This window comes from Candidatus Methylomirabilota bacterium, from assembly GCA_003104975.1.
Lineage (GTDB): Bacteria > Methylomirabilota > Methylomirabilia > Methylomirabilales > Methylomirabilaceae > Methylomirabilis.
The window spans coordinates 63,984-84,937 of the sequence record PQAM01000014.1 but is presented as its reverse complement, the minus strand read 5'-3'; the positions used below and the strand labels follow the sequence as shown (position 1 = coordinate 84,937).

The following is a 20,954-nucleotide window of genomic DNA, read 5'->3' as shown; positions in this document are numbered from 1 at the left end:
GTGGACGCTTTTATGGGAGGCTCTTCATGGAGAAAATTCTTGCCGCACTAACACTTTGTGCATTGGCTGCAGGCTGCGTGACTCCGCCAACCTGGGATCAGCTTGCTGCCGCCGACTACGGCTCATACCCTAGTGACTACGAGCAAATCATCAAAGGTTATATGCAGTTCGTTCTGAAAGATCCAGAAAGCGCACGCTTTCAGTTCTTGAATACACCAAAATCCGGGTGGAGGAGCTTCGGCGAGATAAAATTTGGGTATGTGGTTTGTGCACACATAAATGCCAAAAACAGCTACGGTGGATATGTTGGCAATCGCATGAGTTACTTCATGCTCAAAAATGGGAGAGTTATCGACGCAGTGCACGGTAGTGAACAGTACGGTGAGGCCGTAGTGTCCAACCTGTGCAAGAATTTCATTGGGTCCAGTACTTAATATTATGATCATTCGGAGCATAAACGTCAGCTCGACGAGCGGAACGAGGGAGACGTATGGAGGAGAAACTGAAACCCGACCCCGCCCAAGACACTTGGTCCATGAGCCAAGAGCGAGAGTTTATGGAAAAATTACTCTGTTCCCGTTTCAACTTTTTCCTCGTGTTCTTCTCCCTCGTTATTAATGCAGCCGTTTCTGCTACTGATGCAAGATATTTCAAGATCGTCCTGACTCTTGGAACCCTGATCAGCATTCCGCTCGCTCTGACCATTGTTCGTGCTCAAATGAAGCTGAATGTCGCCCTGAACGATCATCTGTTCCAGATAAAAGGACACCCGGCCCAGATTCTCAACGACAAATGTCCCGACTTCAGCATGAGGAACTGGATAGGATACTGGATACCTCTTGCGTGCTGTGCTGCCCTGGTTTTAGGAGCTATCCTCGCGTGGTCCGGTTGCTTAACTCCACCGACAAAAGGCGTAGGATGAAGCCGATGAGTTCTAACGCTGCGCTCCAGCGGCCACTCACAAACGACTGCCCTTAAGCTTCGGCGATCGGCGTCAACGTCTGGATCCAGTTAGGAATATAAGCTTCAAGGCAATCTTCTGAAGAAAGCGTGGCGAGAGATTCTACTCGGTTAAGAACCTCCGTCTTGAAGTCTATACTCAGGGGTATGCAGTGCGCGAGGCCTAGGCAATGTCGAAGAAGCAGCCGAAAAAACCCCACCGGACGGAAAGGCAGCACTACGTGCCGCAGTGCTATCTGCGTGGGTTCACGAACGCATCTGGCCTGATGTTTTGCTATGACAAAGCCAACGACAGGTCCCATCCTACTTCCACCACAGCCGCAGCGCAGGAGCCGTATTTCTACGAGATTTCACCCGGCTCGTTGCGTGATTTCAGCGTTCCGATCAACACTGTGGAAAAGGCCCTCGGTGTCGTCGAAAAAACCTGGGTGCCGCTGCATGCCAAGCTCATTAAGAGCGCTGACGAGGGGCGGATCAGCGAGGCGCTGATGACCGAATATGCACCCTTCCTGGCGATGCAATGGATGCGCACGAGGACTTATCGGGACACGGTCCGTGAGGTTACCCAGAAGTCCATGCAATCGCTCGCCGATGAGCTGGTGGAGATCAACTTCCCAGGCGAGAAGAAGCCGAAAGTTACAGTTTCCGATCAACAGATAGCCGCCCTGCATTCACAGAAGATTTTCGATCAAGAGGCTGTCAAGCGGATGTCCGACGACTTGACCCGGCACTATTGGGTCGTTGGCATCAACAATACCGAGCACCTTTTTTACACCTCGGATCACCCGGTCGTGCGCCGTGGCAACCAGACGCAGCAAGGGCGGCGTCTTGTCGGCATCCTCGATCCCGGCATAGAGTTCGTTTTCCCTCTGGACAGTAGACACATCCTTCTCATCCTGGAGCGGACGCATTTTGCTAACTGGCAGAAAAATGACCACCGGGGCATCGTGCTCGTGGCTGACCAGGTGCGGGATTACAATAGCCTTCAGGTGATGCGTAGCAGCCAGCGCGTCTTCTGCGAAAACGACGATTTCCACCTCGCCCGCGAGGTCTGTGTCGCCCACCCGGAAGTCCGCGACCCTAATCGGCCGCGCGTGATTGTTGAGATGACGCAGATCAAGGACATGAAGAATTTCATCCTCGTAACGGCGCTCGAGTAGGTGGCAGATGCCAAGGTTCTGAGACAAGGTTCCGAGATCTGACGGGAGTTAATGATGCCCAGTTCAACCGGGTCTGTCGCACTGAATTCACCGACGCTTACCTGCGGCCATCCGTACGTTGCCTCTCCTGTTCCCCTGCTCCAATCCGAGGACCTGTCATTGCGAGCGACCAACGGGAGCGCGCAATCGGTCCGTTCTACCATGTAAATCAATGCAGACGGTGAGATCGCGTCGATCGCGCTGCTCCCTCGCAATGACCTGCTTGCACATCTCGATACTCACGATCAGTACACCGCACAGGTCACTGAGAGGATAGGCGGAAGCGTTCCCGGAAGCCTCTGCCAGGTATCTCCTCCATCTGTGCTGCCATACACCTCTCCGTTGCTCGTTCCGGCATAAATGCCTTCCGGGGATAGACCGTCAGTGTCGAGCCCCTCGCGATAGACGCTTTGATAGTCATGTGACCCAGGCAACCCTCTCGTCAGGCGCACCCAACTTTTTCCTGCGTCACGTGTCCGGTACACCGCGAACTGTCCCCGGCACACACGGAAGTTATCTGTTTCGAACTCGATCGGCACAACGTAGACCGCGTCAGGCACCCTCTTTGTGACGGCGATCGGGAAGCCGTGGAAGGACGGCAGTCCCTCGGTCACGCATTCCCAGCTTGTGCAGCCGTCGTCGGTGCGGAATACGCCAACGTGGGCCTGTGCCCACAGCCGATCCGGATTCTTCGGATCGATCCTGAGTTTGTGCAGCTCATCCGCTGCTGCCGGATCCACATTCTCCGGCAGCTTTGGTTGGCCGGCCATGAACGCTGCGATGGCATCGGAGTATTTTTCCTCCAGTGCCGCCATGAATTGTCGTGTCTCAGGTGTTGCCAGAATATCCCACTTGCGCGAGCACAGCGTCCAGGTCGCACACGCATCTTTGGTTTCGTATGTCCCGCCCGAGCTAACGGAGATGTACATGTGTTGCGGGTTGCGAGGATCAATAACGATCGAGTGCAAGCATGGGTCGCCTCCCCCGGTGCCGCACCAGTAATTCCTGTAGGGATGGCGGTTCACCGTGTCTACCGGAGACCATGAATCACCCCAGTCATCGCTTCGAAACAGTCCGGTCGGCTGCGTTCCTGCGAAGACCACACCCGGCTCCCTCTCGATCCCGGGCTGGACATTCCATACTTTTTGGATCGTGATGCCCATATCTTTTGGGAACGATAACCCCGGGCTTCGCTGCTCCCACGTGACTCCGCCATCATCACTTCTGGAAACGGAAGGTCCCCACGCCCAGTGAGTAGCGGCAGCATATAACCTCGCAGGCCTGCGGCGATCATCGACTGCCATGTGGAGGATTGTCCAACCCGGCAGTATCGGTTGAGATACCTCCCACCGCTGCCGCCTCTCATCGGCGGTATAAATGAATCCCGCCTTCCGTGTCCCAACGAGCAGATGCAGGTTCTCTCCCATGGCCGCCTCTTCCCCGATTGTCACTGTGCTTACAATCATTCTAGGCACGGCAGATCCCGGATCCAGGCGGGCGACGATGTACTCAGACTTTTCGCCTCACGTGGTCCTTCACAAATGCGATCGCTTCGGTCGTGGTGGTGCCTGGGGTGAAGACGGCGGCGAGCCCGGCCGCTTTCAGCTTCGGGATGTCGTCGGTGGGGATGGTGCCGCCGCCGAAGACGAGGATGTCATCGACCCCGCGCTCCTGCAGCAGCTCCATGACCCGTGGGAACAGGTACATATGCGCGCCGGATAGGCAGGACATGCCGATGGCGTCGACGTCTTCCTGGATGGCCGCGTTCACGATCATCTCCGGCGTCTGCCGGAGCCCGGTGTAGATCACCTCCATTCCGGCGTCGCGGAAGGCCCTGGCGATGACCTTGGCGCCCCGGTCGTGCCCGTCAAGGCCCGGCTTGGCGATCAACACGCGGATCTTCTTTTCGCCCTTCAATGCCATTATCAGTCCTCGCGCGCTAGTGTTCCCTATTTGAAAATCCGTTGCATATTTCTGGACGTCATTCCGGCCAAGCCCGCATAGCGGGCGCGAGCCGGAATCCAGGGAATAACTCGATTTCTGGATTCCCGCTTTCGCGGGAATGACGATGCATAGAGCATCGACCTCTTCATCAAACTTCTGACTCGGGCCGCTAAATGATCGAGGGCTCCGTGTATTCGCCCCAGACATCGCGAAAGACGTCCATAATCTCGCCCAACGTCGCGTAGGCCCGAACTGCGTCGAGAATCTTTGGCATCAGCAGGTCCTTGCCCCACGGGTCGTTTCCAACGGCCGCCCGGCGAAGCGCCTCAAGCGACCGAGCGACCGCGTCCTTGTCGCGCGAGCGACGAAGTTGGTTCAGACTTTCGATCTGCCGCATCTCGGCCTCGTGATTGATGGTGAGGATCGGGATCGACGCCTCTTCGTCGACCGTAAATCGATTCACGCCGACGATGATCTTTTCGCCCCGTTCGACCGCCTGCTGATAGGCGTAGGCGGCATCGGCAATCTCGCGCTGGGGGAAGCCCCGCTCGATCGCCCGGATCATCCCGCCCAACTGGTCGATCCGCCGGAAGTAGGCCCAAGCCCCCTCCTCCAGCTTATTCGTCAGCGTCTCGACGTAGTACGAGCCGCCCACCGGATCGACCGTGTTGGTCACGCCGCTCTCGTACGCGATGATCTGCTGCGTCCTCAGCGCGAGGGTAGCCGCTTCTTCCGTCGGAAGCGCCAGCGCCTCGTCCATGGCGTTGGTGTGCAGCGATTGTGTGCCGCCCAGGACGCCAGCCAGCGCCTGGATCGCCACCCTGATGACGTTATTGCGCGGCTGCTGGGCGGTCAGGGTGCACCCTGCCGTCTGGGCATGCGTCCGCAGCAGCCAGGAACGGGGGTCCTTCGCGTCAAAACGCTCCCGCATGATCCGCGCCCACAGCCGTCTCGCCGCCCGGAACTTGGCGATCTCCTCGAACAGGTCGTTGTGGCAATCGAAGAAGAAGGAGAGGCGTGGTGCAAACGCGTCGACCTCCAGCCCCGCCTTGATCGCCTCCTCCACATAGACTATGCCGTCGGCCAGCGTGAAGGCAAGTTCCTGCAACGCCGTAGCACCGGCTTCCCGGATATGGTAGCCGCTGATGCTGACGGTGTTCCAACGCTGCAGATGGCGCGCGCCGAACAGGATGGTATCGGTCACCAGCCGGACCGACGGCGTGATCGGATAGATGTACTCTTTCTGCGCGATATACTCTTTCAGGATATCGTTCTGGATCGTGCCGCCGATCCGGTCGTACGGGACGCCCTGCTTCTCACAGACGGCGAGATACATCGCCCACAGGACGGCGGCAGGAGAGCTGATGGTCATCGAGGTCGTAACCTCGCCGAGCGGAATCCCCTCGAACAGCGTCTCCATGTCGGCGAGCGAATCGATGGCGACGCCGCACTTGCCCACCTCGCCGGCCGAAGAGGGGTGGTCCGAATCGTAGCCCATCAGGGTCGGCAGATCGAAGGCGGTGGACAGCCCCATCTGGCCCTGTTCGAGCAGATACTTGAACCGCCGGTTGGTTTCGACGGCGGTGCCGTACCCGGCGAACATCCGCATCGTCCAGAGCTTGCCGCGGTACATCGTCGGCTGCACCCCGCGGGTGTAGGGGTAGTCGCCGGGGAATCCCAGATCCCTCAGATAATCGAATTCAGGCAGGTCGACCGGCGTGTAGAGGCGTTCGATCGGGGTCATAGACGCGGTCGTGAAGCGCTCGGCCCGCTCAGGGGTCTGAGCGAGGGCAGGCTTCAGCGTCTGAGCCTCCCACCGCGCCTTCTCTTCCTCGATCCGCTTCAGTTCTTCCCGCTCCTCCATCCTCTCTACCTCTACACCCTACCCCCTACACCCTGTCTTTCATTCTACACTTTGCGCCATCAGCTCCGCCACGTCAAGCGGTCTGGTCCGCCCGATCGCGTCCTTGACCTTCAGCGCGTCCTCGAACATGATCAGGCAGAAGGGGCAGGCGCTGGCCAGGACCTGCGGCTCAAGCGCCAGCGCCTCTTCGGTCCGCTCCCAGCTTACGCGCTTGCCGATCTTCTCCTCCAGCCACATCAACCCGCCACCCGCGCCGCAGCAGAAGCCGCGCTCCCGGCACCGGTCCATCTCCTTGACCGTCACACCAGGAATCGCCCCGAGGACCTGCCTGGGCGGGTCATAGACGCCGTTGTGCCGCCCGAGATAACAGGGATCGTGAAACGATGCCACGCCATCTATCCGCTTTTCCGGCCGCAGGCGCCCCTCCTGCACCAGGTCGGCCAGCAATTGCGTGTGATGGACGACCTCGTAGCTACCGCCCAGTCTGGGATATTCGTTCTTGATCGTATTGAAGCAGTGCGGGCAGGCGGTGACGATCTTCTTGATGCCGTAGCGGTTCAGGACGGCGATGTTATCCTTGGCCAGCATCTGAAAGAGATACTCATTGCCGATCCGACGGGCCGGATCGCCGGTGCACCGCTCCTCCTCCCCCAGGATCGCGAAATCAACCCCGGCGCGCTGCAAGAGCTTGGCGAAGGCCGCCGCCACCTGCTGGTTTCGTTCATCAAAGGCCGCGGCGCAGCCGACCCAATAGAGGATCTCCGGTGTCCCGTTGGCGGCCACCGTCTTCACGTCAAGCCCCCTCGCCCAGTCGGTCCTGGAGGCGCTCGCCCCGCGGAACGGATGACCCCGCTCCTCCAGGCTCCGCAAGGCCGCCTGCATCGTCTCTGGGAAGTCGGCCTCCTCCATCACCAGGTGACGGCGCATGTCGACGATCTTCGGAATCGGCTCGATATAGACCGGGCACTCCTGATGACAGGCGCCGCAGGTGGTACATGACCAGAGGACATCGTGGGTGATCACCTCGCCGACCATCTGTCGCGACTCCTCGCCGTCATACGTGAGACGCATGTGATCCCGCAGGTCAATGATCACCCCTTTTGGCGTCAGCGGCTTGCCGGTGATCCAGGCCGGACAGGCAGCCTGGCAGCGGCCGCACTCGGTGCACGCCTCGAGGTCGAGCAGATCCTTCCAGGTGAGCTGGTTGATCGTCCCGGCGCCGAATTGCTCCGCGCTCTCCAGAACGATCGGGCGCATCACCCCCGAGCCTTCTCGATTCTTCAGCAGGACGTTGGCGGCAGCCGAGGTGAAGTGCATCCCCATCCCAAAGGGGAGAATGGCAATGAAGCTGAAGGCCATGGCGGCATGGAACCACCACAGAAGTCGATGGAGCACAACCAACTCGGCCTGGTCGGTCCCGCGAAACAGAGCGGATGCCAGCCAGCCTCCGGGGGCCCAGCGGCCCCATGGATCGGCCGTTGCCGCAATCCGCAATCCCTCAATCAGAAACCCGGTGACCATGACGATGAGGAGCAACACCAGCAGAATGCCGTAACTTTTAGCGATGCGCGGCTGCACGAGCCGATCGGGTTGCAGACCGTAACGCCGAATGAGCGCCGTCAGGACGCCGCCGATGGCCGCCAGCCCGAACAGATCGACAGTCAGCGACATGAAGTAGAGGTAAAACGATCCGCTCAGGGTCGGGATGCCAAGATAGTCTTGAACGGCCACGAGACAGGTCGCGATAAAGAGGACGAGAAATCCCCAGGAGATGCAGCGGTGCAGTAACCCCGAGAGAGGATCCTGAGCAATCCGCCGCTGCCACAGCGCATCCTGGAGAACGCCTGTGAGCCGCCCCCACAGGCTTCCCAGAACTTGCGCCGGCGCGCCCCGGAGGATCATGCGGGTATGCCGGTAGATGCCGTAGAGCCAGACGACCAGGAAGGGCAGGAACAGCAGGTACAGGAACAGGTGTCCCGGGATGTTCCAGTAGACCTCACGCATGGGGGTCATGGCAGTCCTACTGTGTTAGCGCCCGGTTAATTCCTTGCAGTGTCGGGTCAAATGAGTCGCGACGGCCTTCCAATCGTCGACAATGCCGAGCTGCGCGACCTTGAAGATCGGCGCCGCAGGATCGGTGTTCACCGCCACGATCCACTTGGAACCGGAGATCCCTGCGACGTGCTGGGTCGCGCCGGAGATTCCGAAGGCGAGATACAGATCCGGATTGACGGTCCTACCGGTCTGGCCGACCTGCCATGATGACGGGACCCATCCGGCATCGGTGGCGGCCCGCGAGGCACCGACGGCACCCCTCAGGATTCTCGCCAGATCCTCCAGGAGTTTGAACCCCTCCGGCCCATGTATCCCACGTCCGCCGCTCACCACGACCCTAGCATCCCCCAGATTGATGCCGGTCGTCTCCTCCTGAACCCGCTGGATGAGGTGGGTCTTAAGCTGCGCGGCGTCTAAGGCCACATCGATCCGGATCTCTTCGCCCGTCCGGCCCTCCTCCGGGGCAGCCGGCTCCAGCGTTCGGAGCTTGGCCGTTGCGACGATCACATTTTCGCGAGGCTGGATAACCGCCATCGCCTTCCCGCCGTAGGCCGAGCGTGTAAATTGTAACCGACCGGATGCCTGGTCCAGGTCGAAGTCGATGAACTCCCCAACAAAGGCGGCCTGAAGTCGATAGGCCAGTCGCGGGCCAAGCTCGCGCCCGACCACGTCGCCGGAGAGCAACACGACGGTCGGCTGTGCGCGCTCGCAGATCTGATGCAGGGCGAGGGCATACGCATCACCCTGATACCCTTCGAGCAGGGGGTGCTCAGCCCGATAGACCTGATCGGCACCATGCGCGAACAGTGAGGGGACATATGAACCTACCTCTGCGCCCAGGATGGCGGCCGCTGCCGGCTGGGCCAGCTTCGCCTTCAGCCTGCTCGCGCCTGTGAGCAGCTCCAGCGTATCCCTCGAAAGCCCACCGTCTTTCGTCGTCGCCACTACCAGTATGCCGGGCATCGATCTCCCCTCGTCAAATCAGCTTCAGCTCGCGCAGCCTGGCCGCCAGGTTCGCAGCCTTTTCCTCCGCCGTATTCCCCTCGATCATCTCACACCTGGACTCCTTAACCGGAACATAGACATCGGTGATGGCGACCTTGGCGTAACCCGCACCGATTTGCTCCGGATCGAGCCCGAGATCGGCGACCTTCCAGACAGGGATCGGTTTCTTGGCGGCCGTCATAATATCCCGCAGCTTGGCGTAGCGCGGGTTATTCGTCTCGTCTGAGCTGACGGCCGCAAGCAGGGGGGTCTTGGCTTCGATCAGCTCATACCCATCCTCCACGACGCGACGGGCGACCACCTGCCCGTCCTTCACCTCGATCCGGGTCACATAGCCGACGTACCCGATCTCGAGCTCCTCGGCCACGAAGGCGGGGACTGCCCGATCGGCCCAGTCCCCCGACTCGCAGCCGGTCAGGACCAGGTCGTAGCCGCCAACCTTTTGAATCGCCTTCGCCAGCGCATGGGCAATCCCTCGCGGATCAGAGCCCGCGAGCAGCGGCTCGTTGACCAGGATCGCCTCGTGAGCGCCCAACGACAATGCGCTTCGCAGCGCGGTCGTCGCGGTTGATCCGCCGATGCTGATGGCCGTCACCGTCGCGCCGTGCTTCTCCTTAAGCTGGATGGCCACCTCGAGGGCATTGGCATCGTACGGGCTGATAACCAGCGGATTGTTCCCCTGGACCTGCCGCTTGGTCCGGGGATCGATCATGAACTGGCTTATCGGAATCTCGGGATCGATGATCTGCTTGATACACACCACGATATGCATATTGTTCCAGCTTTAAGTTTTTGAGTTTACGGAAGCTATGCCCCGAACTACCGCGGTGAGCGGCTGATGACGACGCGTCGTCGATGGCGGGCGAAGCACGGACAGCGCAGCCCGCCAGCGCCGATTCGAGCCGTACACGGATGTACGGCGAGATTAAGCGGAGTCGCCCGCCGCTCACCCATGAACCACATGCCTCGTATCCCTTCTCTCAATTCAGTAACTGATGCGCAATGACCAGTCGCTGGATCTCGGACGTCCCCTCATAGATCTCGGTGATGCGGGCGTCGCGGAACAGCCGCTGGGCCGGGAAATCGTACAGATACCCGTACCCGCCATGAATCTGCAGCGCCTTCGTCGCGGCCCGGCTGGCGGTCTCCGACGCGAACAGCTTCGCCATCGCCGATTCCCTGGTATACCGCAGCCCCTTGTCCTTCAGCCAGGCCGCCCGATAGGTGAGCAGCCTCGCCGCCTCGATCTGCACCGCCATATCGGCGATCATCCACTGGATCGCCTGAAACGACGCAATCGGCTTCTCGAAGGCGACCCGCTCCTGGGCATACCTGATCGAAATGTCCAGCGCCGCCTGAGCGATCCCCACCGCCTGCGCTGCAATGCCGATCCGGCCCGCATCAAGGGTGACCATGGCGATCTTGAACCCCTGCCCGATCTCCCCCAGCAGGTTCTCCGCCGGTACCGGGCAATTCTCGAAGACGACCTGACAGCAACTGGTGCCGTGGAGCCCCAGCTTCTTCTCCACCTTCGAGATGGTGAAGCCCGGCGTCCCCTTCTCCACCAGAAAGGCACAGACCCCTTTGGCTCGAAGACGGCGATCGACGGTGGCAAAGACCAGCGCCAGATCGGCCTCCATGGCGTTCGTGATGAAGTTTTTGGTCCCGTTCAGGACAAAGACATCGTCCTCCCTGACGGCCATCGTCTGCTGGGCCGACGCATCTGATCCTGCCCCCGGCTCGCTGAGCGCAAAGCAGCCGAGCAGCCTGCCGCCGGCGAGCGGGATCAGGTAGCGCTGCTTTTGGGCCTCCGACCCGAACTTATGCAAGGCATCGGCCACCAGCGAGTTATTGACCGACACGATGACGCTGGTTGAGGCGCAGGCCCGCGCGATCTCCTCCATGGCAATAGCGTAGCACACATTGTCCGCCCCGGCGCCGCCGTATTCTATAGGGATCGCTACCCCCATCAGCCCAAGCTCCCCCATCTTCTTGACCGTCGCCTGCGGGAAGACCCCTTCTTCGTCCACCTGCTTCGCGAGCGGCGCCACCTCGTTGGCCGCGAAGTCGCGCACCATATCCCGAAACAGCCGCTGTTCCTCAGTCAATTCGAACTTCATTCCTTTTCTCCGCGCACCGCTTCTCGTAGGGGCAGGGCTTGCCCTGCCCTTGGGGGCGCAGCAAGCGGCGCCCCTACATATATTTTACTTTCCCTTGAACATCGGCGGCCGTTTCTCCAGGAACGCGTTCACGCCCTCAGTCTTGTCCTCCGTCGCAAAACAGAGCGCAAACAACTGGGCTTCATGGGCAAGCGCCCGCTCCAGCGCCATGTCATAGCCGTCCTCAATCGCCTCCTTGGCCGCCTTGACCGCCACTGGAGCGTTGCCGGCCAGCTTGCCGGCGAGCTTCCTCACCTCCACCATCAGGTGATCGGCCGGCACAACCTTATTCAGCAGACCGAGACCCCAGGCCTCCTGCGCACCGATCATCTCGCCGGTCAGCACCAGCGCTTTCGCGCGCTGTTTGCCGATCAGCCGCGCCAGCCGTTGCGTTCCCCCGGCGCCCGGGATGATCCCAAGGTTGATCTCAGGCTGGCCGATCATGGCCGTATCCGCCGCATAGGCAATATCGCAGGCCATCATCAGCTCGCACCCGCCCCCTAGCGCATATCCGTTGACCGCCGCAATGACCGGCTTTGGCAACCGCTCGATCTCCAGGAAGAGCCGCTGAAGACGCTGAACGAACATCCAAGCGTCGATCGGACTCATCGCCTTGAACTCGGTGATGTCGGCCCCGGCAGCGAACGCCTTCTCCCCTGCGCCCGTGATCACCACCACCCGGACGTCCGGATCGTCCCGCACCTGGCGCACCACCTGCTCCAACTCCCCGACCATCGCCAGATTGATCGCATTCAGCGCCTTCGGCCGGTTCAACGTGATGGTTGCCAGGCTCTGCTCAATCCGCAATTCGAGCGTCTGCCATCCCATGCCTACCTCCGATTGCGTTCAGCCCAAGATCGATGACACGTCAGCGCTAGGCCGCGCGAGTCTTTGATCGGCGGCTTGAGCGCTTTGTTGGAGTCGCGGATTGCTGTGCGATCTTTATCAGGGCGCGGAGGGCCTTATTGACGGAGGCGTCATCTCTGAAGACCTCGGCCACATCGGGTCTCAAGAGAACAACGTTCGTTCCCTCCTGATACGACTTGAAATACTTACCTCGAATACCGCGCCCAAGATCTTCGAGCTTATACTCCGGACGCAACTCGTCAGACTTAGCCTTCTTCATACATGCTCCTTTCTGATCTTATGGCCTTTCTCGCGCTAATGATTCGCGTTCGATCACCACGCAGAGTATGCGAAACAACCGGCAATCGCCCAGTCTTAGATAATCCAACAGTCAAAAATCGCCCGTGTCATTGCGAGGCGAAGCCGAAGCAATCTCACAGTCGTTCGGAGCAACTACGGTGAGATTGCCGCACTCCCGTTGGTCGCTCGCAATGACGAGCCAGTGAGGGGACGGTCTCGCAACAAATTGTCATGTCCATGGGCGCACCAGCGGCGCATGCGGTATTCCTGCGAAGCTTGTCCCCGCAGGCTTTAAGCGGGGAGCAGGAATCCAGCCCCCCCCTTTTTCCTGGATCCCGGCTCGCGCCCGCGGCACGGGCTTGGCCGGAATGACGGCGGGAACTGCGCAACGCATTTCAGGAATAGGACACTGGGACACACGGTGGCCGGACTCACACTCTCCTGCCGCTCGCAGGTCGGGTTCGCGTATCGCTTCTCACCGGCAACGAGTTACGCCGCTGTCAGCCGAACCTTACTCACCTTGCCGAGCTTGACGCGCTGCCTGGCCTGCCACAGGTCATAGTTGTACTGCATGGCTAACCAGCTCTCCGGGGATCGACCGAGCGCCTTGGACAGGCGTAGCGCCATCTCCGGACTGATACCGCTGGTGCCTCTCAGGATGCGATTCAGCGTGGACGCGGATACCCCGAGCTTTGCGGCGAGCCCGCGACCGCTCAGGCGATTCGGCTCAAGGTAGACCTCGGTGATGAACTCACCGGGATGAGGAGGATTGTGCATACCCATCAATGATAGTCCTCATAGTCCAGATGGTAGGCATGTCTGTCTTTGAACTCAAATGTGATACGCCAGTTGCCATTGACCCACACCGACCAGCGGCTGCGCTCAGAACCTTTCAAAGGGTGCAAGCGAAACCCCGGAACGTTCATGTCCTCGATGAACTGGGAAGTATCCAATGCTGTCATGAGCATCCGAAGCCGCTGCGCGTGGTGAGGTTGAATTCCCGACATGTTTCCCGACTCAAAGAACTTCCTGAGTCCCTTGTGTCGGAATGATTGAATCATACATTCATAATAGCGCGTTGCGCACCATGCGACAAGCGCTCATTGAGGACGGTGGTCAGCCGATCGCCATCACCATTTTCGCAGCCTTCGCGGATTCTATGGTGTTGTTCGGGAGTTAGCAAGCGATATCTGAAAGACTGAGCTCGCGTTCCGAGTCAGAAGGTCGATGAAGAAGTCGGCGCCCCATGTGTCGGCATTCCCGCGAAGCTTGTCCCCGCAGGCTTTAAGCGGAGAGCGGGAATCCGGAACCCCCGGTATTTCCTGGATTCCGGCTTGCGCCCGCGATGCGGCCCCCGACCTGATCGGGGGCGGAATGACGGCCGTGAGCATGGGACACATTACAGAAACAGGACAGCCCTCTGGGGCGTCCCGTCCCCTAGAGGGCTGTCGCAGATACCTCCTGATGGTGGTCTTGCCTGACCGTTACTCCGTGGCCCCGGCGTTCTTGAGGATCTGTACGATCTCGTCTTCGCTCCTATTGAACGCTATCATCGTGGCCGTGACGCCATTGTTCGTTTTGGCATTCACATCGGCGCCATTCGCGATCAGCAGTTCTACCACCGCGCGATGGCCTTCCTGAGACGCCCATATCAGGGCCGTAGCGCCATTGTCCTGCCTGGCGTTCACATCGGCGCCATTCGCGATCAGCAGTTCTACCACCTCGCGATGGCCTGCCAGCGACGCCCTCATCAGGGCCGTCCAGCCCCCGTCAGATTTGACGTGTATCCACGCGCCGTGCGCGATCAGGATCTTCACAATATCGAGGCGGCCTCTCAACGACGCCCGCATCAAGGCCGTCCAGCCATATTCATCTCTGGCGTTCACATTCGCGCCCTGCGCGATCAGCGCTTCCACGGCCTCCGGACGGCCTTCCTGAGCCGCTGTCATCAAGACTGTTCTGCCGTGCCTGTCTGCGGCGTTCACATCGGTGCCCATCGTTATCCCTCCCTCGCAGATTCTATGGTGTTCTTGAGTAGTGAGCAAGCGATTCGGCATTGCTGGGCAAGACTTACAGCCGGTACTTGACGCCTCGGAAAGCGTGTGTTAGAAGAGACGCACCGCACCCAAGGCCGGGGACCTGGATTGCCACCGGAGCGGGTTGCCCATCGGGTCACGCAAGTCGCAGCAATGACGGAGCCGCCATGGATCGTGACACATTCATTCAAGAGATCGAGGCCTTACGCGGCTGCGAGTTCAGGTATCTGCACGAAAGCGAGAAAATTGAGAACCTGGTACAGTCCTATCTGGAATCCCCTAAGCTCCACAACCCCGACTACAACAGACAGCTTCTCTATCACCTGTTGAACTCCGAATATGCCCCTCTTCAACGGGTCGCTCGGACCGGCTTGCAGCCTGGCGGTCTTTTGGTCAGCAGATTCCCGAGGGTCGGACCTTGGATCGTATACGCCGGGTTCATTGCAATCTGGGCACTGTGTATCATCTATCTGCTCTCCCCGTACAGAACAGGTCAGGCGTGGGCCCTGATGATTCCTCTGGTAGGCTTCACGATCTATCACCTGCACGGTTGGTTTAAGCTCAGAGCGTTGACGGCTGAGGTGCGGGAGCTCTTCGAGCGCGAGATCGTTCCCGGAACATTCAATCCGAGCTCCGTGTGCGAGCATCTTCTCGCATTGGGGAAAAAAGGACTCAAGATTCACCGCAATGTTTTTGCGCTGCTTGATGTACAGCAACGCCTGCACACCCCACCGGCTGTTCGCTGACGCCTATTGGTTCATCCCAACGTCAATCGACGGATCACATCGGTATATCGAGGGAATTCCTTAATAAGAGAGATACGACGGCCAAGCTCGAACCGCTCGAAACAAAACGCCGGTGCGCACACGACCGATCCGAATGCGTAGGGCACGCCCGCGTCGATCTCAGCCGCCTGCCAACAACCGTTCGGGACGGCGACGACCGGGGATTCGCCCGCGGGAATGTCCACGCCCAATCTGCACGATCTGAGAGTCCCGGTCGTATCGATCATGTGAAGCGTGATCTTCCCGTGATGAATATACCAGAGCTCTTCATTGTTGAGGACGCGGTGGAAGGCTGAAAACGTCCCCGGCAGCATCAACCAGTGACCGGAGGTTCGATGCGCGTCGCGGTGGGTCTCGACAAATTTCACCCCTTCCGGGTGGTCATACCAATGGTAACGTGTGAGCAGTACACCAAGCATGCTGTAGAAGAACGGACGACGACGGTGTCGTCGCGCCGAGGCCTCCTTTCGGCCTCCGCGCGACCGTTAAACATCGTATACCTAGGGCTTCCAGAGCCATTTGTTATGCATCCATTCCAGCCGTCTCGCCATAAGATAGGCAACCCATAGCCACGCGATAAAGGCGCCGGTACACCCCAAAAAGAACAGCCAGTGACCGATCAGAAAGGCGGGAATCATCCCGAGTACAAGGGCTACACCGGACAGGATGATGACGAGTCTTCGGAAGTTTCGCTCCACGCTCCACTTTTTCTCATCGCTCATCTTTTTCTCTTCGCTCATAGATGTCGTCACCTCCGGACACGAACCATCTTGACTACAATCATCACGGCAGTCACTGCAACGGGGTGGTCACTCGATGGTCACCCGGGGACTCTTTGGAAACCGATAGGCTTCGTCGCCACCTGACATTGGTGGCCCCAACGGGCTTCGAACCCGTGTTTCAGCCTTGAGAGGGCCGCGTCCTAGGCCACTAGACGATGGGGCCATGGGGTTAACCTGGTCGGATGATCCCGTCTACTATAGCGAAACACAGAATCACAGCGCAACCAAAATCAACGCGACTCCGCAAGAAGTTCAACGGCGCATCAACGGCTGTAGGGAGACGGCATGACTGCACCGTCACCCATCTCCGGCGAAGAGCCGTCGGTCGTCGGCAACGCGACTGTTGAAGGCCACAACTCTTCCTGTCCTCGGATGAAATACTCCTCCAGGGCGTCAGGATCGGCCGATGAGGCCGGTTGTCCCGTCTTTCGATTGACCAGTATCTGAAAGACCCCCCCAGGCGGGACAAACGGTTCGGCAGGGCTATCGCCAAGGCTCTGCTTCATGAAATCGACCCAGATCGGTGCGGCCACCTTTCCGGCTGTCTCATGCGAGCCGATCGGACGACGTTGATCGTAACCCAGCCAGACCCCCGCCACCACACTCGGGGTGTACCCGAGGAACCAGAGGTCTTCAGCAGCCTGGGTTGTTCCGGTCTTGGCAGCAACCGGCCGGCCGATACGTCGAGCGGCCTTCCCGGTCCCGCGCTCGACTACACCCTCAAGCACCGAGGTCAGGATAAACGCGACCTCCTCGCGCATCACCTGCTGCGGCTGAGGGAGTTGCTCTTCCAGTATGATTTCGCCGGAGGCGACTACGCGCCGGACGGCAAAGGGCGGCGACAGGCTCCCCAGATTCGCGAACGCCTGGTAAGCTGAGGTCATTTCCAGCAGATTCACCTCCGAGACCCCAAGCGCGAGGGCGTATTCCCGCCGAAGTTCCGAGGTGATCCCGAGCCGGTGGGCGAGGTCAATGACCGGATCAACCCCGATCGCAGCAATCAGTCGGACCGTCGGGACGTTGATCGACTCCTCAAGCGCCTGGCGCAGCGTGATCTGACCGCGGTACTTGCGGTCCAGATTGTCCGGGGCCCAGGTCTCGCTCCCCTTCCCCGTGCCGATCTGAAAACTGATCGGGGCATCGTCGATGACCGTCGCCGGCGTCAGTCCGCGCTCAAATGCCGCCGCGTAGACAAACGGCTTGAAGGCCGACCCCGGTTGCCGCCGTGCCTGGACCACGCGGTCAAACTGGCTCCGCGAGTAATTGGAGCCGCCTACCCACGCCTTGATCTCACCGGTCCTGGCATCGAGGGCGACCAGCGCCCCCTCGGGCGCCGCCGCCTCACCGCCCGCCTGCCCCTTCCGTCGTTGTGCAATGGCCGCAATCCCCCGGTTAATCGCCTTGACGGCCGCTCGCTGCATGCCGGCGTTCAGTGTCGTGTAGATCTTCAGCCCTCCCTGCCGTACTACGGGCCGCCCCAGACGCGTCTCAAGCTGCTGTCGGACATAGTCGATGAACCACGGCGCCATCCCCTTTGACCGAAACATCGGATTGACCGAGACCGGCGCCGAACCCGCTCGACGAGCCTGAGCCTGTTTGATCGCACCCGTCGCGACCATCCGATCCAGCACGTACTGCCGGCGCGCCTTGGCCCGTTTGATGTCGATCAGCGGCGAATACCGTCCCGGCGCGCGGGGAAGCCCCGCGAGCAGTGCGGCCTCCGGCAGGGTAAGTCCCGTCACGCTCTTACTGAAATAGGCCCGCGCAGCCGCCTCGACCCCGTATGCCCCATGACCGAAATAGATCGCATTCAGATACATCTCCAGGATCTGATCTTTCGAATAGCGTTGCTCTAGCTCGCTGGCAAGCTGTAGTTCCTTGACCTTCCGTCCGACCGTCCGCTCGTGGCTCAAGAACAGCGTCTTGGCAAGCTGCTGTGTAATAGTGCTCCCCCCCTCCTTGACGGACGCGGCCATCAGATTTCGCACAGCCGCCCTGGCGATCCCTTGCAGGTCAACCGCTCCATGCTCATAAAAGCGGGCGTCCTCGGCCGCAATGACGGCCTGCCGTAACCTCGCGGGAATCCTGGAAAGGGGAACAAAGATCCGGTACTCCGGAACAACGGAGCCGAAGACCCTTCCTTCATCATCGTACAGGAGGCTTGGCTCGCCGGGCTGAAAGATCGGCAGTTGTGGAAGGTTGGGCAGATCCTCCTCGCGAGCCGGGGGAGCGCCCCATGCGGTCGCGCCGAGCACCGCGCTCATGAGAAGCGCAACGACTATTGCGCGCCATTTGACGCTCGCGCAGCGTACCTGAAGTACATGCAAGAATACCATTCCAAGATCACCAATATCACACGTTGATAAAGAGAAGTTGCGACCTCAACGTGAAGTTCACTGCCCCGGGGAGGACTCACTTCTGCAGCTACATCCACTATACCACGGAATATCGACCTATTGCTGCATCTCATTGGACAGGATTTTGTCCTTGACACACATTGGTCGCCGCGATAAAGACAAGGTTCATGGGATTACACCTGTTCACTCACATGACGCCCGCGATCATCCCTTGCCTCCCGGCCGGGCCGCCGATTTGTGGATAAAAGGGGCCACCACCAGCCCAGCGTATCGCAGCCTTTTGTTGAGGGTGAGACGTTGCACAATGGCGCCACGACGATCCGGAGCGGTTGAGCCTTCCGTCGCGAAACCTGAATCGTCCTATACTGAAGAGCGCGCGGTTATCGAGCGCTTGAGGTCCGGCGACTATGATGCCTTCGAGGCGATCTTTCGCCGGTACGTCAACAGGGTCTATCGACAGGTCTTCAGGCTGGTCGGAAATGATGCCGAGGCAGAGGAGATCGTGCAGGAGGTGTTCCTGGCGGTCTATCAGAAGTGTAAATCGTTTCGGGGCGATTCCGCGTTTTCCACGTGGCTCTACAGCCTGGCCATGAACGCCTGTCTCACCAGGCTTCGCAAACGGAAGCGGAACAGGGAAATCAGTCTGGACGCCTTTTTGCCGTGCTACCGGGAGGATGGCCACCATCGGGTCAGGCCGGTTTTCAACTGGGCGGATGAGGTCGAGTTTCGTCTTGAAAAGGACGAACTGCGGGAGCTTCTCCAGGAAGCCATCGATCAGCTTCCGCCTGCAGAGAAGGCGGTCATCGTGTTGAGTGATGTGGAAGGCGTCCCCGATCGTGAAATCGGCGAGACATTGAGGCTGAGCATTCCGGCGGTCAAGGCGCGGCTCCATCGCGCCCGCCTCTTCTTGCGGGGCAAGCTGGCGGACGCGCTCGGCTACTCCCCCGCGTGTTGGATGTGACCTAGCAGATGACGAAAGAGTATGCGGCATTCCGCCGACGACCAAGGAGAGTTGACCTCACCTGCCAACAGGTGACCGATCTGATCCTGAACTACGTCAGGGGGGAACTCCCTCCTCAAGCAACCTTAGCATTGAAGGCACATCTACGAGAGTGTCCGGACTGCGTCGCCTTTCTGGCCACGTACACAAAAACCATCCAAGCCGCCAGATCGCTACAGTATGAGACCATCCCGCCGACGATGCGAAGACGTATCCGGCACTTCCTCCGAACGAAGATATCAGAAGCGTCTCACTCAGCCGCCGACCCTGTCTAATCCGCCTCATTCTCTGGCATTCCTACCAACGTACCGAAAAAGACGCTCCAGGAAGTCGCGTGGCTACCGGTGTGGTTTGTCGCTATGCCACCCGGATCGCGTAGGGGCGCTGCTTGCTGCGCCCACCTTGTAGCCAGGCTCGGGGCGGCCTTTGTCCCTATGGGCGCTATTGAAATTCCGTTGACAAGCCTGAGAAACAGCAGGACAATCCCGCATATTGTGAAGATTCTTGGGGTAGGTGTTATACCGACCAGCATAATCATCGTTAGACGGACAACCCGAGTTAGCCGGACCGTTCGGGATGATGCGAAAAGATACGACTACAATACCCGGGAGTTCACCGAGGATGACAAGCGAGAGCGGCAGGACATGGTAAAGTTGCCTTTCATCGATGTGGACTTCCTTCACCTGGCGTTAGTTGAGGCTGACAAGAGCTATCGAGAGGGCGGCATCCCTATCGGGGCAGTAATGGTCGAGAACGGCCGCGTCATTGCGGCCGGCCATAACCGTCGCGTTCAGAATGGTGACCCTATTGCCCATGGAGAGATGGATTGCATCCGCCGCGCCGGCCGCCGGCCGCGTTATGACCGCGTTACCCTGTACACAACCCTGAGTCCGTGCATGATGTGTGCTGGTACGATCCTCCAGTTCGGCATTCCTCGAGTCGTGATAGGTGAGAATGTCAATTTCCCCGGTAGCATCGATTTTCTACGAACGCATGGCGTAGAGGTCACACTACTCAATGACCCAGACTGTGCCGATCTCTTGCGGAAATTCATCAGTACCCATCCAGAAGTCTGGGACGAGGACATCGCTGGGCGCTCAGATGTTTAGGCCAACTCGAAACGGCTGTGCGGCATGGAGGGTAATGTGCGGGCCACACACCCACACGATTTTCGAAAGAGCCTGAAAACACCAACGCTATTCGATCAGCCTACCTGATGTCCTGAGTCAGAAGTTCGGTGAAGAAGTCGACGCGCCACGCATCGTCATTCATTCCCGTGAAGCTTGTCCCCACAGGCTTGAAGCGGGAAGCGAGAATGCAGCACTCCCGTTATTTCCTGGATTCCGGCTCGCGCCCGCGATGCGGCCCCCGACTTGATCGGGGGCGGAATGACGTCCGTAAGTACGCAACGAGTTCCAGAAACAGGGCACTGACAATGCTCCCCTGAAGCGCAGCCGTATTTACCCGTCTTCAACCTTCCCCATTCCCAACTCCACGAATTCTTTTGCTCCGAAACGGCGCCAAAGAAAGTGAGAGCACTACTGCTTGATTGCAATAGTACCCGTACCGTCATTCCCGCAGTCCTTAAGCGGAAATCCATTGATTTTACTGGATACCCGCTTTCGCGGGTATGACGGCTTATGTGCGTTAACTTTCGCAGTG

At 59.5% G+C, this 20,954-nt stretch carries 23 protein-coding genes and 1 tRNA gene; 7 read left to right on the top strand and 17 right to left on the bottom strand.

What is annotated here, in order from left to right; genetic code table 11:
• Positions 1-26 precede the first annotated feature (26 nt).
• The 3 genes from C3F12_11435 (at position 27) to C3F12_11425 (ending at position 2,120) form a co-directional block, all read left to right on the top strand.
• Positions 27-434 (top strand): hypothetical protein, encoded by a 408-nt coding sequence (locus tag C3F12_11435; protein PWB44305.1) that lies wholly within the window; start codon positions 27-29, stop codon positions 432-434.
• Between the two features lie 56 nt (positions 435-490).
• Complete coding sequence (locus tag C3F12_11430) at positions 491-922, top strand: hypothetical protein (GenBank protein PWB44304.1); 432 nt, start codon at positions 491-493, stop codon at positions 920-922.
• Between the two features lie 208 nt (positions 923-1,130).
• Positions 1,131-2,120 (top strand): hypothetical protein, encoded by a 990-nt coding sequence (locus C3F12_11425; protein PWB44303.1) that lies wholly within the window; start codon positions 1,131-1,133, stop codon positions 2,118-2,120.
• Between the two features lie 284 nt (positions 2,121-2,404).
• Here the strand turns inward: C3F12_11425 and C3F12_11420 are convergent, their stop codons facing one another.
• From C3F12_11420 to C3F12_11360, 13 genes are all read right to left on the bottom strand, one after another.
• Positions 2,405-3,322: a glycosyl hydrolase gene (locus tag C3F12_11420; protein ID PWB44302.1), complete on the bottom strand. Its 918-nt coding sequence runs from the start codon at positions 3,320-3,322 to the stop codon at positions 2,405-2,407.
• A gap of 346 nt (positions 3,323-3,668) precedes the next feature.
• On the bottom strand, positions 3,669-4,082 hold the full coding sequence (locus C3F12_11415) for a methylmalonyl-CoA mutase (GenBank protein ID PWB44301.1): 414 nt from the start codon (positions 4,080-4,082) through the stop codon (positions 3,669-3,671).
• Between the two features lie 190 nt (positions 4,083-4,272).
• Entirely contained in the window at positions 4,273-5,967 is a 1,695-nt protein-coding gene (locus tag C3F12_11410; protein ID PWB44300.1) for a methylmalonyl-CoA mutase, read from the bottom strand.
• Between the two features lie 39 nt (positions 5,968-6,006).
• Positions 6,007-7,980 carry an iron-sulfur-binding reductase gene (locus tag C3F12_11405; protein ID PWB44299.1) on the bottom strand — a complete coding sequence of 658 codons (1,974 nt, stop codon included), beginning with the start codon at positions 7,978-7,980 and terminating at the stop codon, positions 6,007-6,009.
• 15 nt (positions 7,981-7,995) lie between these two features.
• Positions 7,996-8,985, bottom strand: a complete 990-nt coding sequence (locus tag C3F12_11400) for an electron transfer flavoprotein (protein PWB44298.1) — start codon at positions 8,983-8,985, stop codon at positions 7,996-7,998.
• A gap of 13 nt (positions 8,986-8,998) precedes the next feature.
• A complete protein-coding gene (locus C3F12_11395; protein ID PWB44297.1) occupies positions 8,999-9,799 on the bottom strand; it encodes an electron transfer flavoprotein subunit beta in 801 nt (266 codons plus the stop codon).
• A 208-nt stretch (positions 9,800-10,007) separates the two neighbouring features.
• Positions 10,008-11,147, bottom strand: coding sequence for an acyl-CoA dehydrogenase (locus tag C3F12_11390; GenBank protein PWB44296.1), 1,140 nt, complete (start codon positions 11,145-11,147; stop codon positions 10,008-10,010).
• Positions 11,148-11,231: 84 nt separating this feature from the next.
• A complete protein-coding gene (locus tag C3F12_11385) occupies positions 11,232-12,014 on the bottom strand; it encodes a crotonase (GenBank protein ID PWB44295.1) in 783 nt (260 codons plus the stop codon).
• 46 nt (positions 12,015-12,060) lie between these two features.
• Complete coding sequence (locus C3F12_11380) at positions 12,061-12,312, bottom strand: hypothetical protein (GenBank protein ID PWB44294.1); 252 nt, start codon at positions 12,310-12,312, stop codon at positions 12,061-12,063.
• Positions 12,299-12,427, bottom strand: a complete 129-nt coding sequence (locus tag C3F12_11375; GenBank protein PWB44293.1) for a hypothetical protein — start codon at positions 12,425-12,427, stop codon at positions 12,299-12,301. The genes C3F12_11380 and C3F12_11375 overlap by 14 nt, the downstream gene beginning before the upstream one ends.
• 394 nt (positions 12,428-12,821) lie before the next feature.
• On the bottom strand, positions 12,822-13,115 hold the full coding sequence (higA, locus tag C3F12_11370) for an addiction module antidote protein, HigA family (protein ID PWB44292.1): 294 nt from the start codon (positions 13,113-13,115) through the stop codon (positions 12,822-12,824).
• Entirely contained in the window at positions 13,115-13,393 is a 279-nt protein-coding gene (locus C3F12_11365; protein ID PWB44291.1) for a Killer protein, read from the bottom strand. Before C3F12_11365 ends, higA begins: the two co-directional genes overlap by 1 nt.
• 423 nt (positions 13,394-13,816) lie before the next feature.
• Positions 13,817-14,389, bottom strand: a complete 573-nt coding sequence (locus tag C3F12_11360; protein ID PWB44290.1) for an ankryin — start codon at positions 14,387-14,389, stop codon at positions 13,817-13,819.
• A 146-nt stretch (positions 14,390-14,535) separates the two neighbouring features.
• On the opposite strand from C3F12_11360, the gene C3F12_11355 reads away from it, so the two are divergent.
• Positions 14,536-15,114: a hypothetical protein gene (locus C3F12_11355; GenBank protein PWB44289.1), complete on the top strand. Its 579-nt coding sequence runs from the start codon at positions 14,536-14,538 to the stop codon at positions 15,112-15,114.
• Positions 15,115-15,125: 11 nt separating this feature from the next.
• Here C3F12_11355 and C3F12_11350 read toward each other — a convergent pair whose 3' ends face one another.
• The 4 genes from C3F12_11350 to C3F12_11335 all read right to left on the bottom strand — a co-directional run bounded on the left by C3F12_11350 (position 15,126) and on the right by C3F12_11335 (position 18,271).
• Complete coding sequence (locus C3F12_11350; GenBank protein PWB44288.1) at positions 15,126-15,572, bottom strand: hypothetical protein; 447 nt, start codon at positions 15,570-15,572, stop codon at positions 15,126-15,128.
• 81 nt (positions 15,573-15,653) lie between these two features.
• On the bottom strand, positions 15,654-15,893 hold the full coding sequence (locus C3F12_11345) for a hypothetical protein (GenBank protein ID PWB44287.1): 240 nt from the start codon (positions 15,891-15,893) through the stop codon (positions 15,654-15,656).
• A gap of 129 nt (positions 15,894-16,022) precedes the next feature.
• A tRNA-Glu gene (locus C3F12_11340) sits at positions 16,023-16,098 on the bottom strand.
• 100 nt (positions 16,099-16,198) lie between these two features.
• The gene (locus C3F12_11335; protein ID PWB44286.1) at positions 16,199-18,271 is read right to left on the bottom strand and encodes a penicillin-binding protein 1A; all 2,073 of its coding nucleotides are present in this window, start codon (positions 18,269-18,271) and stop codon (positions 16,199-16,201) included.
• 325 nt (positions 18,272-18,596) lie between these two features.
• On the opposite strand from C3F12_11335, the gene C3F12_11330 reads away from it, so the two are divergent.
• The 3 genes from C3F12_11330 to C3F12_11320 all read left to right on the top strand — a co-directional run bounded on the left by C3F12_11330 (position 18,597) and on the right by C3F12_11320 (position 20,401).
• Positions 18,597-19,253, top strand: a complete 657-nt coding sequence (locus C3F12_11330; protein ID PWB44285.1) for an RNA polymerase subunit sigma-24 — start codon at positions 18,597-18,599, stop codon at positions 19,251-19,253.
• An 8-nt stretch (positions 19,254-19,261) separates the two neighbouring features.
• The gene (locus C3F12_11325; protein ID PWB44284.1) at positions 19,262-19,567 is read left to right on the top strand and encodes a hypothetical protein; all 306 of its coding nucleotides are present in this window, start codon (positions 19,262-19,264) and stop codon (positions 19,565-19,567) included.
• Positions 19,568-19,936: 369 nt separating this feature from the next.
• On the top strand, positions 19,937-20,401 hold the full coding sequence (locus C3F12_11320; protein ID PWB44332.1) for a tRNA-specific adenosine deaminase: 465 nt from the start codon (positions 19,937-19,939) through the stop codon (positions 20,399-20,401).
• The last annotated feature ends 553 nt before the right edge of the window (positions 20,402-20,954 follow it).

Bases quoted from the DNA above. Each gene is read 5' to 3' on its own strand.
- C3F12_11435 (PWB44305.1), top strand. From the start codon at position 27: ATGGAGAAAATTCTTGCCGCACTAACACTTTGTGCATTGGCTGCAGGC.
- C3F12_11430 (PWB44304.1), top strand. From the start codon at position 491: ATGGAGGAGAAACTGAAACCCGACCCCGCCCAAGACACTTGGTCCATG.
- C3F12_11425 (PWB44303.1), top strand. From the start codon at position 1,131: ATGTCGAAGAAGCAGCCGAAAAAACCCCACCGGACGGAAAGGCAGCAC.
- C3F12_11420 (PWB44302.1), bottom strand. From the start codon at position 3,322: ATGGGCATCACGATCCAAAAAGTATGGAATGTCCAGCCCGGGATCGAG.
- C3F12_11415 (PWB44301.1), bottom strand. From the start codon at position 4,082: ATGGCATTGAAGGGCGAAAAGAAGATCCGCGTGTTGATCGCCAAGCCG.
- C3F12_11410 (PWB44300.1), bottom strand. From the start codon at position 5,967: ATGGAGGAGCGGGAAGAACTGAAGCGGATCGAGGAAGAGAAGGCGCGG.
- C3F12_11405 (PWB44299.1), bottom strand. From the start codon at position 7,980: ATGACCCCCATGCGTGAGGTCTACTGGAACATCCCGGGACACCTGTTC.
- C3F12_11400 (PWB44298.1), bottom strand. From the start codon at position 8,985: ATGCCCGGCATACTGGTAGTGGCGACGACGAAAGACGGTGGGCTTTCG.
- C3F12_11395 (PWB44297.1), bottom strand. From the start codon at position 9,799: ATGCATATCGTGGTGTGTATCAAGCAGATCATCGATCCCGAGATTCCG.
- C3F12_11390 (PWB44296.1), bottom strand. From the start codon at position 11,147: ATGAAGTTCGAATTGACTGAGGAACAGCGGCTGTTTCGGGATATGGTG.
- C3F12_11385 (PWB44295.1), bottom strand. From the start codon at position 12,014: ATGGGATGGCAGACGCTCGAATTGCGGATTGAGCAGAGCCTGGCAACC.
- C3F12_11380 (PWB44294.1), bottom strand. From the start codon at position 12,312: ATGAAGAAGGCTAAGTCTGACGAGTTGCGTCCGGAGTATAAGCTCGAA.
- higA (PWB44292.1), bottom strand. From the start codon at position 13,115: ATGGGTATGCACAATCCTCCTCATCCCGGTGAGTTCATCACCGAGGTC.
- C3F12_11365 (PWB44291.1), bottom strand. From the start codon at position 13,393: ATGATTCAATCATTCCGACACAAGGGACTCAGGAAGTTCTTTGAGTCG.
- C3F12_11360 (PWB44290.1), bottom strand. From the start codon at position 14,389: ATGCCGAATCGCTTGCTCACTACTCAAGAACACCATAGAATCTGCGAG.
- C3F12_11355 (PWB44289.1), top strand. From the start codon at position 14,536: ATGGATCGTGACACATTCATTCAAGAGATCGAGGCCTTACGCGGCTGC.
- C3F12_11350 (PWB44288.1), bottom strand. From the start codon at position 15,572: ATGCTTGGTGTACTGCTCACACGTTACCATTGGTATGACCACCCGGAA.
- C3F12_11345 (PWB44287.1), bottom strand. From the start codon at position 15,893: ATGAGCGAAGAGAAAAAGATGAGCGATGAGAAAAAGTGGAGCGTGGAG.
- C3F12_11335 (PWB44286.1), bottom strand. From the start codon at position 18,271: ATGGTATTCTTGCATGTACTTCAGGTACGCTGCGCGAGCGTCAAATGG.
- C3F12_11330 (PWB44285.1), top strand. From the start codon at position 18,597: ATGGCGCCACGACGATCCGGAGCGGTTGAGCCTTCCGTCGCGAAACCT.
- C3F12_11325 (PWB44284.1), top strand. From the start codon at position 19,262: ATGACGAAAGAGTATGCGGCATTCCGCCGACGACCAAGGAGAGTTGAC.
- C3F12_11320 (PWB44332.1), top strand. From the start codon at position 19,937: ATGGTAAAGTTGCCTTTCATCGATGTGGACTTCCTTCACCTGGCGTTA.